The following is a 13,208-nucleotide window of genomic DNA, read 5'->3' on the forward strand; positions in this document are numbered from 1 at the left end:
TTTTTTTCGCAACTTTGATGAAAGGTTTTATACCTAAATCTTTATAACCATCAAAACTATTTTAAAATGCAGCTAGAAATTTCAAAGCTAAACAAGACTTACGCCAATGGTGTCCAGGCTCTCAATGATGTCAATTTAACCATAAATCAGGGCATGTTTGGTCTTCTTGGCCCCAACGGAGCTGGAAAATCTTCGCTTATGAGAACCATAGCTACCCTTCAAGAGCCCGATTCAGGAAGCATAACCTTGGGCGAAATTAATGTACTCACCCAGAAAGAAGAAGTAAGAAAAACCTTGGGTTACCTACCACAAGAGTTTGGGGTATACCCAAAAATAAATGCCGTAACTTTATTAAATCACTTAGCTGTACTAAAAGGCATTACCAATAAAAGTGAACGTAAAGAACTTGTGGAAGCATTGCTTCAAAAAACCAATTTATGGGATGCCAGAAAGAAAAACCTGGGCGGTTTTTCTGGAGGAATGAAACAACGTTTTGGTATAGCACAAGCCCTATTGGCCAATCCTAAACTCATTATTGTAGATGAACCCACTGCGGGCTTAGACCCTGCTGAGCGAAATAGATTTCTGAACCTTTTATCAGAACTAGGCGAAAACACGATTGTGATTCTTTCCACGCATATTGTGGATGATGTTAAAGAGCTCTGTTCTGATATGGCTATTTTCAATAAAGGCGAAATTTTATTTAAAGGAAGCCCTGAAGATGCTTTAAAAGACATAGAAGGAAAGATATGGGAGAAAAAAATCAATAAATCTGACTTGGTAGATCATAAGGCTAAATACCAAGTGATTTCTGAAAAACTGATTGCAGGAAATCCAGTTATCCATATTCTATCGGATACTAATCCAGAAGATGGTTTTGAAGCCGTAGAAGGTGATTTAGAAGATGTCTATTTCTCTAAGATTTTTGCCCAAAATTAATTCTAACCTAAAATTTACAGATCATGTTTAAAGAAATTTTAAGGTTCGAATTTGCTTACCGTAAGAAAAGACCCGCTACGTATCTCTATTTTGGAATACTCTTTCTTTTGTGTTTTGCTGCGGTTACATCAAAATATGTAACGATTGGTGGCATAGCTGGTGGCCAAATTAAAGAGAACAGCCCATATAATATAGCCTTCATGACGCTGATCATGACCTTCATTTTCACCTTTATTGCCTCCGCTATTATGGGCGTAGCTGTATTAAGAGATTTTGAACATAAAACGGAATCTTTGATGTTCAGCACTACCATGTCCAAATTCGACTACCTTATTGGTCGGTTTGCAGGCTCGTTCCTTGTTATGTTGCTTATTTATAGTGCCATTTGGATAGCCTTTATGACCGGTTTTGGTATTGGAAAGCATTTGCCATGGGATCCTTCTTGGAAAGAAAAAGCCATGCTACCTTTTGATGCTTGGGCGTACTTCCAACCCTTTATCATTTGGGGATTCACCAATCTTTTCATTCAAGGAGCCATCTTTTTTGCCGCTGGAGCATTAAGCAGATCCACCGTAGTTATATATACACAAGGAATTATTCTTTTCGTCTTATATCAAATTTCTGACACGCTTTTAGAGGATATTGAGAACAAAAATTTGGCTTCCATGTTGGATCCTTTTGGTATTAGGGCATTCTCTATTTTTACAGAATATTGGACACCCTCAGAAAAAAATAGTCAGCTGGTTCCTTTGGCGGGTATGTTACTTTGGAATAGGATTCTATGGTGCGGCATTGCCGTTTTGATACTGGTAGGCACTTATTTTTCCTTCAGTTTTAATGTGGTGAGAAATAGCATTTTTAAGAAGAAATTGAAAGTAGATAAGTCGCCTAAAATCAAACCAGAGCTCGTGAATATTCCATTTGCGATGCAATATTTCGGTTTTGGAACACAATTAACCCAGCTTTGGCGGCAAACTATTTTCTATTTTAAAATGGTGATAAAGGAAGTGCCATTCTTGGCCATCCTACTTGTGGGAGTGGCTCAAACCATTATCAGTTCCTTCTATTTCGCCAAAATGTATGGTACGAGCTCTTACCCTATTACCGCCAACGTGATAAATATGCTGGATGAATTTGATCTGTTTTTTCTAATCATCATTGTTTTCTATTCAGGCGAGTTGATTTGGAAAGAAAGGGTGTCAAATTTTCATTTGATAGTGGATGCCACACCAACGCCCGACTGGGTGAATCTCACGGCGAAGTTTTTTGGTATGATGCTAATAAATATAGCAATGATGCTTCTATTAATATTTATGGGTGTATCAATTCAGGCAGCTCATGGATATTTCAATTTTGAGTTGTTATTATACTTTAAATCTATGTTTACTGGTACGTTAGCCTTTACAGTCCTGTATACCTTATTGTCGTTTTTCGTACAAGTGATGTCCAATAACAAGTTTGTTGGCTTTGCCATGATGTTCGTGTTTTTCTTAGTAACCTTCTTTTTGGGAGCAGCAGGTATTCAGCACCCATTATTGATATTTGGCAGTGGTGGGCTGGGGAGCTATTCGGACATGAATAAATTTGGGCATTTCCTAACATCCTTCTCTTGGATTAAACTGTATTGGTTAGGCTTAGTCATTTTCTTGTTTGTAGCTTCTGTCGTGCTATCGGTCAGAGGTTCTGAATCCATTATGAAAAGTAGGCTTAAAGTGGGAAAACTTCGTCTCACTAAACCTGTCCTTACATTGGGGATATTTGCGTTAATGGCCTTTGTATCCACAGGTTGTTATGTGTTTTATAACACCAATAAGGTTAATAAATACCTGTCAAGAGAAGATGAAGAACAAATACAAGTAGATTACGAAAAGACCTTGTCAAAATATAAGAATAAGATTGGCCCTAAAATTACCGATGTCAATCTTAAGGTTGACATTTATCCAGAGCAAAGAAGTTTTGTGGCAGAAGGCTATTTTTGGCTGAAAAACAAGTCGGATAAACCGTTAGCTGAAATTCACATTCAAAATGACTTCCAGCATAACATGCAAATTGAATATTTAAAATTCAGCAAAGCAACTCAGGCGGATACCTCAAATGATAAGCTAGGCTATACTATTTATACCTTAGACCTGCCACTTGCCCCTAGCGATTCGGTGAAAATGTCTTTTAAAACCACCTATGAAAGTAAAGGTTTTGTAGCCAGAGGCTCAAACACCGATGTCGTTTTTAATGGTACCTTCTTTAATAATATGTATTTCCCCACATTGGGCTATTCCGAAAACTTTGAGATTAATGATGATGATACAAGAAGGAAATATAAATTACCTGAAAAGGAAAGAATGATGGAGCAAAATGACCCTATCGGACTTTCACAAAACCTTTTTGGTGATGACGCCGACTATATCAATTTTGAAATGGTAATTGGAACTAGTAAGAAACAAACGGCCATAGCTCCGGGTTATTTGGAAGAAAAATGGGAAGAGAATAATCGAAACTATTTCCATTATAAAATGGACGTACCGATGGTTAATTTTTATTCAATTGTGTCTGCCGAATACGAAGTAAAAAAGGATAAATGGAATGACGTAGACCTTGAAATTTATTATAATAAAGGTCACGAGTACAATTTGGACATTATGATGGCTTCCATGAAAGCGTCATTTAATTATTATTCAAAGAATTTCAGTCCATACCAATTCCGACAAATGCGAATTATGGAATTTCCGAAGTATGCGGATTTTGCTCAGTCTTTCGCCAATACGGTACCTTTTTCTGAAGGGATAGGCTTTATCCAAAAAATAGCAGATCCAGAAAAAGACCTAGACATGCCTTTTTATGTGACTGCTCATGAGCTTGGTCATCAGTGGTGGGGGCATCAGGTTGCAGATGCCAAAGTAAAAGGCAATGCTATGCTTTCTGAAACCCAATCACAATACGCTGCTTTGATGGTCATGAAGAAGAAGGTAAAACCTGAAATGATGCAGAAATTCTTAAAATATGAGCTTGACAGCTACCTAAAAGGGCGTTCTATAGAAAGAAAGAAGGAACAACCCCTAAACATGGTGGAAGGTCAAGGATACATTCATTATAGAAAAGGCTCATTAGTGATGTTTGCCCTTCAAGATTATATTAGTGAAGAGAAAGTCAATTTAGCTCTTAGAAACTTCTTGACGGAATGGCAATATCCTGGACCAGATTCTAAAAACAAGCGTTATCCTACAAGTAATGATTTATTGAAATACATAAAGGCCGAAACCCCAGATTCTCTTCAATACATTATTCAAGATATGTTTGAAACCATTACGCTATTTGAAAACAAAACAGAAAAGGTAGAATACCGAGAGCTTAAAGACAAGACATTTGAAGTCACTATCAACACCATTTCAGAGAAATTTAGAGCCGATAGCTCTGGTAATGAAAAATCAATAAGTCTAAGCGATTGGATAGATGTGGGCGTTTTTGGAAAAGATGATAAAGGTGAAGAGAAGCTACTTTATCTTCAAAAGAGGAAATTCACCAAAAAGGAGAATACTTTTAAGCTTATCGTAAAAGAGAAACCAACCAAAGCAGGCATTGACCCAATTAACAAATTAATTGATCGTCATTCGGACGACAACACGAAATCAGCGGTTTTAATGGAGGGAGTATAGTTTTCAAACCAATATCGTACACAAGGAGTTAAATCTATTGCTAATAAATGGTTTCACTTTCCTATTTAGTTTAAGAAAAGAGTTCAGTCATAGCATGGCTGAACTCTTTAAGTTTTTAAATACTTGATTCCTACTTCGCACTTTCCACTACTTCCTCCGATATAAAAAACTGCTCACCAGCTAATACCTTATTCATAAAGTTTAAAAGCACCTCTTGCTTGCGATAAAAGTACCATCCCGCGAACTCGTGCTTTCCGCCAACAAAAGCTTGCAACTGAGCACTTACGTCCAGTGACTTCAAGTGCTGGTAAATAGGTTGAGAACCAAAAAGCATCATCCAACCCACTGTCTCTGGCCCGCAGTAGTGATGAGACGCAGTAACAAAAGGCACTACATTATCTACGTTTCCATGAAAGAACAAAGTCGGCATGGCGGTTTCTTTGGTAATAAGGTTGAGATCAATGATGGCTCCAGCACCAGAAATCATGCCCTTATATTTAAAATCACTAGACAAAGAATTACCATGAAGGCTCATCTTTGCTCTGTCAAGATATGCGGCATGGAGCACCGCTTCTCCGCCAGCACTACTTCCAGAAATAAAGACCTTGCTTTTGTCAAAACCTATTTCATCTGCCTTTTCCAACAAGAAAGCGGTTGCTTCCCAAAGTTCACTAGCGGCTAATCGCATAGCCATAATCTTGTCTTCCTGCGGTGTGTCGCAACCAAAACCCTTTCCTTTTCTTGAAAGCTTATAACTGATAGTGGCATAAGCCACATTGTTCTTTGATAAATATCTGCCAAAGGCGTGTCCTGCTGTTCTATTTCCGCCAGAAAAACCACCGCCGTGAACAAATATCATTAAAGGGACGTCTTTGACCGACTTATCGTGAGGTAAAAAAAGGTCTAATTGTAGACTGGCAGTATCACCTTGTAGATAAGTTAAGGTTTTAAAATCCTGTGATTTTGATGATAAAGCGACAAAAAATAGGCTTAGAAAAAAGAGCGTTTTAAGATTAGAGTTTTTCTTAGAAATCATGTTCATTTGAAAGAGGGTTGATTAAACTCCAATTTAACATTTACGCTCAAACTTATCTTTCCTAAACGAGCTAAACTGCCACTTTTGTCTTCAACAAGTCGACATCCTTCACTTTAGAGCAGAAGAAGCAACTTCCATTTCCTTTCAAAGCTCCACCTCCAAAACAGTTATATCCCTATCCCTGTCTTTAGAAATGTGTAGTAATTTGGTGCTTTTGGAATAAGCCACACTCTGGCCACCGTAGGTTAGACCTTTCCAAGGACCTTTTGAGATTTGCCCAACCAAATCTGTCCCTATTACAGGGCAATTTATTTCATTGATACATTCTTAACCACGGCGTGTAATTCCTTACCATGCTCTGGCCATTGTTCTACTTTTGCTGCCCAACCATAAGGTATCAACATTAAATCTGGCTTTAAATCAGCCATTTCCATCAACAAATCTTCCTCAAAAGTATCTGCACAAATCATCACACCAATTTTCCCAAATTTAGTTTGTACAGCCTGAACACCTTTTCCTTTACTATATGGAGGCTCCATCAGTTCCGATAATATATTATTCTTTCTATGTTTTAGCAGTATTTCACCTTTCTCACTTATTAAAATGGCACTATCATAGAGTTTTTCGCCCTCTTTCTCCCCCAAGCCAATACACAAATAAACGCCATACTTTTTCGCTAATTTGGCTAAATAATCAGAATCTTCTCCGGGAATAGGTTTCGATAATGAATGTGCATCAAGATTCACCCATCCCACTAAGGACATTTCAGGAAATAGTATAATTTCAGCTCCGCCATTCTTCGACTCGATGATGGCATTTTCAATTCTCTTCAGATTTCCACTTTTATCACTATCCAGACAAAAAATCTGAGCCAAAGCTACCTTAACAGTTTTTTGAGCATATGTATCCATTGATATCAAGGTCAAAGTGAACACTAGAAAATATAATAACTTCATAAGTTTAAAATCCCTTTTTTCCATATCACTAATATAAAGATATATGCATAAGTATTTAAAGCTAATTGACTTGAAGCAAATAGTAAAAATTTGAACTATACTGTAGGAAGGAATTGTTTGGTCTATATTGCAAAGCAAGAAAGCTATAAGAAATGAACTTCAAACTTACGTCTGATTTTAAGCCTACGGGAGACCAGCCACAAGCCATTGAAAAATTGGTTAAAGGTCTAAATACAGGAGAGCAAGACCAAGTGCTTTTAGGGGTAACCGGCTCTGGCAAGACCTTTACCATAGCCAATGTCATAAAACAAATTAACAGACCTACTTTAATACTTAGTCATAATAAAACTTTGGCGGCACAGCTGTATGGGGAATTCTTACACTTTTTCCCTGAAAACAAAGTAGAATATTTCGTGTCCTACTATGACTACTACCAACCGGAGGCATTTATAGCTACAACGGGAACTTACATTGAGAAAGACCTTCAGATAAATCAAGAAATTGAAAAACTCCGACTAAAAACGGTTTCTTCATTGATGTCTGGTAGACGTGATATTGTGGTGGTAGCTTCTGTTTCTTGCATTTATGGTGCAGGTAATCCTTCAGAATATAAAAAGAGTGTCGTTCACATAAAAAAAGGCGAAGAAATTAGTCGCAATAAATTTTTACATAGTCTGGTAGATATCCTTTACTCTAGAACGGAACTAGAGTTTGGTAGAGGAACTTTCAGGGTAAAGGGAGACACTGTTGATATTTTCCCGGGTTATGCAGACTATGCCTATAGAATCCTTTACTGGGGAGATGAAATTGAAGAAATTCAAATGATTGACCCAGAAAATGGCAAGAAGATGGATGATCTTTCTGAGCTTATTATTTATCCTGCCAACTTATTTGTGACGGGTAAAGATGTCATGCAAGATTCTATCAAACAGATTCAGGATGACATGATGAAGCAGATCAAGTATTTTGAGGAAGAAGGCAGACCTCATGAAGCAGAAAGAATTCAAGAAAGAACCGAGTTTGACCTTGAAATGATGCGTGAGTTAGGCTATTGCAGCGGTATTGAAAACTATTCTAGGTATTTTGATAAACGTGAACCTGGTCAAAGACCTTTCTGCCTTTTCGATTATTTCCCCGAGGATTTCCTATTGGTAGTGGATGAAAGTCATGCCACCTTACCTCAAATAAGAGCCATGTATGGTGGTGACCGTTCTAGGAAGGTCTCTTTGGTAGAAAACGGTTTCAGACTGCCTTCTGCCATGGATAATAGACCCCTAAAATTCCCAGAGTTTGAAGAGTTAATAGGACAGTCTATTTATGTGTCTGCCACACCTGCCGACTACGAAATCAACAAATCAGACGGAGTTATCATTGAACAAATCATTAGACCTACGGGACTTTTAGACCCTGAAATAGATGTTAGACCAAGTTTAAATCAAATTGACAACCTGCTTGATGAAATTGACATTAGAATCAAGCGAGAAGAAAGAGTACTGGTGACCACCCTTACTAAAAGGATGGCAGAAGAGCTCAGTAAATATTTTGACAAAGTGGGTATTAAATGCCGCTACATTCACTCCGAGGTCAAGACCTTAGACCGCGTAGAAATTTTAAGAGAATTAAGATTGGGCGTTTTTGATGTGTTGGTGGGAGTAAACCTTTTAAGAGAGGGGCTTGATTTGCCTGAGGTCTCCTTAGTGGCTATTATGGATGCTGACAAAGAGGGATTCTTGAGAGACATTCGTTCTTTGATTCAGACCATTGGTCGTGCCGCCAGAAACTCAAATGGTAAAGTGATTATGTACGCCGACAAGATCACGAAGTCTATGGCACAGGCCATTGATGAAACTGGTAGACGTAGGGCTCTACAAATAGAATATAATGAGGCACATGGAATCACGCCTACTACCATATTAAAGAGCAAAGAAGCCATTATGGGTCAAACCTCTATTGCAGACACTAAACCAATTAACAGAGGCTACTATGTGGAGCCTGAGACCTTTAATATAGCCGCAGACCCACTTACTGCATTCTTAAGCAAACCTCAGCTTACAAAACTTATGGGGGAAGCACAGCGGAAAATGGAAAATGCTGCCAAAGACCTCGACTTTTTACAAGCAGCCAGATACAGAGATGAAATGAAGCAGCTAGAAGCTAAATTAGCAGAGGTATAAATCATAATTAAATTTTATGGAAGAGATAAAACCAAAAAAAAGAGGTGCCGTTTGGCACCTCTTTTAGTATCTCATCATCTGATGATTATTTTCCAGCTAAATCTGGATTTAATAAGTCATAGAATTGCTCAATCTTAGGCATTAAGATAATTCTTGTTCTTCTGTTAGTAGATCTACCTTCTTTAGTTGAGTTATTAGCGATAGCATTATACTCACCTCTACCAGCAGCAATCAACTTATCAGGGTCAATTCCAAAGTTCTTTTGAAGAACTCTAACTACAGAAGTAGCTCTTTTTACACTTAAATCCCAGTTATCTTCGATACAGTCTGTATTGATAGACTGGTCATCTGTATAACCTTCAACCATAACTTCAAGCTCTGGTCTAGATTTGATGATTTTAGCAATTTTACCTAACACATCATTAGCTTTAGCAGTAATTCTAGAGCTTCCGCTTCTGTAAAGCATTTTGTCAGAAAGGTTAATCATAACCACTGTTCTGTCCACTTTAATCTCAACATCTTCGTCTTCGATGTCAACATCAAGAGATTTTGTTAAATTAATCGCCAAGGCAAGATTCATAGAATCCGCTTTGTTTTTTGCATTTCTAAGTAAGTTGATATACTTATCTCTCTGCTCTAGCTGAGCCAAAGTTTTGTCAATATTATCAGCTGCTGCTTTCGATAAAACAGTCAAACCTTCAACTTGTTGCATTTGCTGATTACGAGAAGACTGAAGATCTGAAACTTGACCTCTTAGGTCAGCAATTTGTTCTTCACGAAGTTTGGCAGTGTTAGATGCACTGGCTCTTTCGTTGGCTAAATCGTTTTCTGCTTTTGTTAAATCTTGTTTGTATTTTAAAAGGTCGTCGCTGCAACTTTGAAGAGAGCTTTGAGATTGAGCTAATTCAGATTGTAGACCAGTAAATTTCTTCTTACTTACACAAGATGTGAATGCAGCAGATGCCATAAGAATCACCGCAATACGAGTTGTTAATTTCATTTTTTATCAGAGTTTTTTTGGTTAAATTTTACGAATATTGACACAAACTTAAGCAAAAGAGGATGGCATTACCAAGTTATTATAAGCCATACCGCATCTTTTTTGATAAATAATAGACATAAGGTACTATTCTGATCCAAATTAGTTGTCTTTTGCTCTTAAAATAGCTTTTCTAAGTCAATTCTATCTCGATTCCGTTCAGGTTTGTCGTTAAAAAATCAGTCATTATATCTAAATAAGGTCTCATTTCAGAATAAACTCCAGAAGCTATTTGAGAGAAATCTTTTGATAGCACCTCCTTGTCTGTAAACCCGTGCATTAACACGAACTGTTTATGTCTTAAAAGGTCTATAGCTTCATGATCTTTTGCAAAACCCTTGGGTGCACTTTTCAATTGATCCCCTTTTACTTCTCCAAAATACGCCAAGAAGTCTGGATCGTTAATTATTTCCCTGTACGCTTCGCTTTCTTGACTTAGATGCTCTCTTATCAATTTTAAATCTTCTTTCTCTGGCCCCCAAAACCCACCAGCTATAAAGGATTTATTCCCAGGTCTAAGATGAAAGTAATAACTACCTCTTCTTTGGGCCGTTGCTCTTTTTATTCTACCACTCCAATTATTCTTATATGGAATCTTCTCTTTTGAGAATCTTACATCCCTATATATTCTATGTAAAGATTTCTTACCAGAGTTAGTTTCTAAAACATCATGCTTACCCACTTCCAATAACAGCTCATCTGCAAAAGCGATAACACCACTTAAAGCAGTTTCATAGTCCGCCCTATGTTCGGCAAACCACTCTCTATTATTATGCTCAGCCAAACGGGCTATAAAATCTAAAGACTGTTTCATGTCCATTGAAAAAAAATAATATTAAACCATTTTGAAAAAGTCTCTTAGACCACTAAGAATACTTTGAACAGCATAGGAGGCCAAAATAAGACCCATTATTTTACTAATAACTGTAATTCCATACTCCCCTACTTTCTCCTGAACGATGTTGGCACCCAAAAGTAGCAAACATGTTAAACCCACGACCACAGCCACAAGAACGGTAAAAATAAGCTGCTGCTGGAAATTATAAATATGATTATCAGTCATTAATACCACCGCCATGATAGCACCAGGAGATGCAATAGACGGAATAGCCACAGGAAAAATAGTGACGTGTTTATAATCCTTTATGAGATGCTTTTCCATTTGGGGTTTACCATCACCAAAAATCATAGTTAACGCAAATAGAAATAAGATAACACCCCCAGAAATTTGAAAAGCATCCAAGGAAACGGCCATACCCTCTAAAATTAACTGACCTATGACAATGAAAAAGACTAAAATAAAGAATGCTATGACCGAAGCACGTAAAGCCACCTTCTTTTTATACTTAATATCAAACTGCTTAGTGGCCTCCAGATAAACAGGAACAGATCCCAGGGGGTCTATTACGGCTATTAGAAAAAAAATGGTTGCAAAAATGTCGGACATAGAAAAATATTTTTTGGTTTCTCACTTAGTTTTTAACGGCATACATTATAAGAATAAAAACAGTAATTAAAAGCCAATGAACGCATTTTCTCTCAATTGAAATTTTCTACAGTCCATCAAATACCTTAATACCAGAAAAATAAAACTTCGTAGCCAAAAAAACAAAAGCCGCTTAGTGATTCTCACTAAGCGGCTCAATATCCCTTATCTTAAAATTAGGCGTTGGCAGATAGATACTCAGAAACACTTTCGTGACTTTCCTTTAATGTATCTTCTCCAGATTGCCAGTTTGCTGGACAAACTTCACCATATTTCTGGCTAAACTGCCAAGCGTCAATGGTTCTCAATTCCTCATCAACACTTCTTCCTATTGGGAAATAATTAACGACTTCATGACGTACGATACCTTCTTTATCTATTAAAAAAGTACCTCTGAATGCTACAGGCTCACCCACAAAAGTTAACTGGCCGTTAGCATCTTTCTCATAAGAACCACCTAAAACGCCAAAGTTGCTAGCGATGGTTTTATCGGTATCTGCAATAATTGGATATGTAACACCTTGTATGCCACCTTGCTTTTTTGGTGTACGTAACCAAGCCAAATGCGACTGTTCCGTATCTGTAGAACATCCTACTACTACAACTCCTCTTTTTTCAAACTCTTCTAATTTGTTCTGAAAAGCAATTAGCTCCGTAGGACAAACAAAAGTAAAGTCCATTGGGTAGAAGAATAATAAAACTTCATTTTTCCCTATATATTTCTCTAAAGAAAATTTCTCATCTAAAGTGTAACCTTCTATAGCCGCAACTGCTGTAAAATTTGGTGCTTTCTTTCCTACTAATGACATATTCGATTTATCTTTTTTTCGTGTTTACAAAGTTACGTTTCAAACCCTTTTCACTGCAAAGTTTTGAGCGACTTTCAGCCTTAAAAACAAAAATCAAATAGAACTATTCTAAGATTGACTTTTACACAAAAAAGAACTTAGGACTTAAGCAATTTTAAATATTAAAATTACCCGATCGCTAAAATAAGCTTCTTTGAGATTTCGAATAGTAATTAATGAATATCACAAACGAAATTTAATAATTCATAGCATAAAAGTAACCGTAAAACAGGCTGACAAATCCCAACCCAAATTAAACTATTTCAAGAACTCAAAAGACCTACTGAGCCTTTACTTATTCAAAAATCGAATGATAACCAAGAAGCAACGTTAACAGTCTTATCGGGACTTTTAAATAAACAGCTCATGGATTTTAACCTCAAAATTGACATGAATGATATAATTCACTTTATTTAGAGCCTGTTTTAAAGTATAAAACACATATTTGAGAGAATAATTGGAATGCTTTTTGCGTTTTCACGTTAGTAATAAGCATCATAAAAAAAGTATACATGTTTAATAAAACCTATCTAGCACTTATTTCTACCTTTTTAATACTGGTCTCAACTTCCTTTAACTCGGACGATAGAAAACAAGTTGCTTCTGAGATTAACTGGATGAGTATGGAAGAGGCTTATGCCGCAGCTCAGCAGAACCCTAAAAAAGTTTTAATAGACGTATATACAGACTGGTGCGGTTGGTGTAAAGTGATGGACAAAAAAACTTTCACAAATGCAGAAGTTGTGAAATACGTGAACGAGAACTTCTATGCCGTTAAACTGAATGCAGAAACGAAAAGTAGTATTACCATAGGCGGTACTACTTATGAATATAATGAGCAAAACAGAGCTAACGATATAGCTGTGGCTCTTTTACAAGGAAAGATGAGTTTCCCGAGTATCGTTTATTTGGATGAACAGTTCAATATGATACAGCCAATTCCTGGTTATATGGAAGCAAGAGCTTTTCATGAAGTCATCACATTTATTGGCGAAGACTACCACAAAAAGGAGACTTTCGATGATTACAAAGCCAATACTTACAAAACCGTTTTTAAGACTGCTTTAGTAAGTTTGTAAA

10 protein-coding genes are annotated in these 13,208 nt (G+C 37.0%); 4 read left to right on the plus strand and 6 right to left on the minus strand.

Translation table 11 applies throughout. The features are described from left to right. Nucleotides 1-66 precede the first annotated feature (66 nt). Both ACSBFT_RS11750 and ACSBFT_RS11755 read left to right on the plus strand, forming a co-directional pair. Nucleotides 67-939 (plus strand): ABC transporter ATP-binding protein, encoded by an 873-nt coding sequence (locus ACSBFT_RS11750; protein ID WP_489604774.1) that lies wholly within the window; start codon nucleotides 67-69, stop codon nucleotides 937-939. A gap of 23 nt (nucleotides 940-962) precedes the next feature. Next, a complete protein-coding gene (locus tag ACSBFT_RS11755; RefSeq protein WP_489604775.1) occupies nucleotides 963-4,589 on the plus strand; it encodes an ABC transporter permease/M1 family aminopeptidase in 3,627 nt (1,208 codons plus the stop codon). A 130-nt stretch (nucleotides 4,590-4,719) separates the two neighbouring features. Here ACSBFT_RS11755 and ACSBFT_RS11760 read toward each other — a convergent pair whose 3' ends face one another. Both ACSBFT_RS11760 and ACSBFT_RS11765 read right to left on the minus strand, forming a co-directional pair. Continuing rightward, nucleotides 4,720-5,631: an alpha/beta hydrolase gene (locus ACSBFT_RS11760; RefSeq protein WP_489604776.1), complete on the minus strand. Its 912-nt coding sequence runs from the start codon at nucleotides 5,629-5,631 to the stop codon at nucleotides 4,720-4,722. 302 nt (nucleotides 5,632-5,933) lie between these two features. Then, nucleotides 5,934-6,536 carry a carbon-nitrogen hydrolase family protein gene (locus tag ACSBFT_RS11765; protein WP_489604777.1) on the minus strand — a complete coding sequence of 201 codons (603 nt, stop codon included), beginning with the start codon at nucleotides 6,534-6,536 and terminating at the stop codon, nucleotides 5,934-5,936. A gap of 197 nt (nucleotides 6,537-6,733) precedes the next feature. On the opposite strand from ACSBFT_RS11765, the gene uvrB reads away from it, so the two are divergent. Next, nucleotides 6,734-8,755, plus strand: coding sequence for an excinuclease ABC subunit UvrB (gene uvrB / locus ACSBFT_RS11770; protein WP_463046772.1), 2,022 nt, complete (start codon nucleotides 6,734-6,736; stop codon nucleotides 8,753-8,755). Between the two features lie 85 nt (nucleotides 8,756-8,840). Here uvrB and ACSBFT_RS11775 read toward each other — a convergent pair whose 3' ends face one another. The 4 genes from ACSBFT_RS11775 to ACSBFT_RS11790 all read right to left on the minus strand — a co-directional run bounded on the left by ACSBFT_RS11775 (nucleotide 8,841) and on the right by ACSBFT_RS11790 (nucleotide 12,089). Further along, nucleotides 8,841-9,755 carry an OmpA/MotB family protein gene (locus ACSBFT_RS11775; protein WP_463046771.1) on the minus strand — a complete coding sequence of 305 codons (915 nt, stop codon included), beginning with the start codon at nucleotides 9,753-9,755 and terminating at the stop codon, nucleotides 8,841-8,843. A gap of 172 nt (nucleotides 9,756-9,927) precedes the next feature. Beyond that, entirely contained in the window at nucleotides 9,928-10,614 is a 687-nt protein-coding gene (locus tag ACSBFT_RS11780; RefSeq protein WP_489604778.1) for a DUF2461 domain-containing protein, read from the minus strand. 15 nt (nucleotides 10,615-10,629) lie between these two features. Beyond that, nucleotides 10,630-11,241 (minus strand): MarC family protein, encoded by a 612-nt coding sequence (locus ACSBFT_RS11785; protein WP_463046769.1) that lies wholly within the window; start codon nucleotides 11,239-11,241, stop codon nucleotides 10,630-10,632. Between the two features lie 215 nt (nucleotides 11,242-11,456). Next, nucleotides 11,457-12,089: a peroxiredoxin gene (locus ACSBFT_RS11790; RefSeq protein WP_463046768.1), complete on the minus strand. Its 633-nt coding sequence runs from the start codon at nucleotides 12,087-12,089 to the stop codon at nucleotides 11,457-11,459. 551 nt (nucleotides 12,090-12,640) lie between these two features. Here ACSBFT_RS11790 and ACSBFT_RS11795 point away from each other — a divergent pair. Further along, nucleotides 12,641-13,207 carry a thioredoxin family protein gene (locus ACSBFT_RS11795; protein ID WP_463046767.1) on the plus strand — a complete coding sequence of 189 codons (567 nt, stop codon included), beginning with the start codon at nucleotides 12,641-12,643 and terminating at the stop codon, nucleotides 13,205-13,207. Nucleotide 13,208: the final 1 nt, after the last annotated feature.

The sequence above is a fragment of the Arcticibacterium sp. SM2516 genome, assembly GCF_057914865.1.

What these genes read in the sequence shown, in the direction of transcription:
- ACSBFT_RS11775 (WP_463046771.1), bottom strand. Translation starts at nt 9,755, where the DNA reads ATGAAATTAACAACTCGTATTGCGGTGATTCTTATGGCATCTGCTGCA.
- uvrB (WP_463046772.1), top strand. Translation starts at nt 6,734, where the DNA reads ATGAACTTCAAACTTACGTCTGATTTTAAGCCTACGGGAGACCAGCCA.
- ACSBFT_RS11765 (WP_489604777.1), bottom strand. Translation starts at nt 6,536, where the DNA reads ATGGATACATATGCTCAAAAAACTGTTAAGGTAGCTTTGGCTCAGATT.
- ACSBFT_RS11750 (WP_489604774.1), top strand. Translation starts at nt 67, where the DNA reads ATGCAGCTAGAAATTTCAAAGCTAAACAAGACTTACGCCAATGGTGTC.
- ACSBFT_RS11790 (WP_463046768.1), bottom strand. Translation starts at nt 12,089, where the DNA reads ATGTCATTAGTAGGAAAGAAAGCACCAAATTTTACAGCAGTTGCGGCT.
- ACSBFT_RS11780 (WP_489604778.1), bottom strand. Translation starts at nt 10,614, where the DNA reads ATGGACATGAAACAGTCTTTAGATTTTATAGCCCGTTTGGCTGAGCAT.
- ACSBFT_RS11760 (WP_489604776.1), bottom strand. Translation starts at nt 5,631, where the DNA reads ATGAACATGATTTCTAAGAAAAACTCTAATCTTAAAACGCTCTTTTTT.
- ACSBFT_RS11795 (WP_463046767.1), top strand. Translation starts at nt 12,641, where the DNA reads ATGTTTAATAAAACCTATCTAGCACTTATTTCTACCTTTTTAATACTG.
- ACSBFT_RS11785 (WP_463046769.1), bottom strand. Translation starts at nt 11,241, where the DNA reads ATGTCCGACATTTTTGCAACCATTTTTTTTCTAATAGCCGTAATAGAC.
- ACSBFT_RS11755 (WP_489604775.1), top strand. Translation starts at nt 963, where the DNA reads ATGTTTAAAGAAATTTTAAGGTTCGAATTTGCTTACCGTAAGAAAAGA.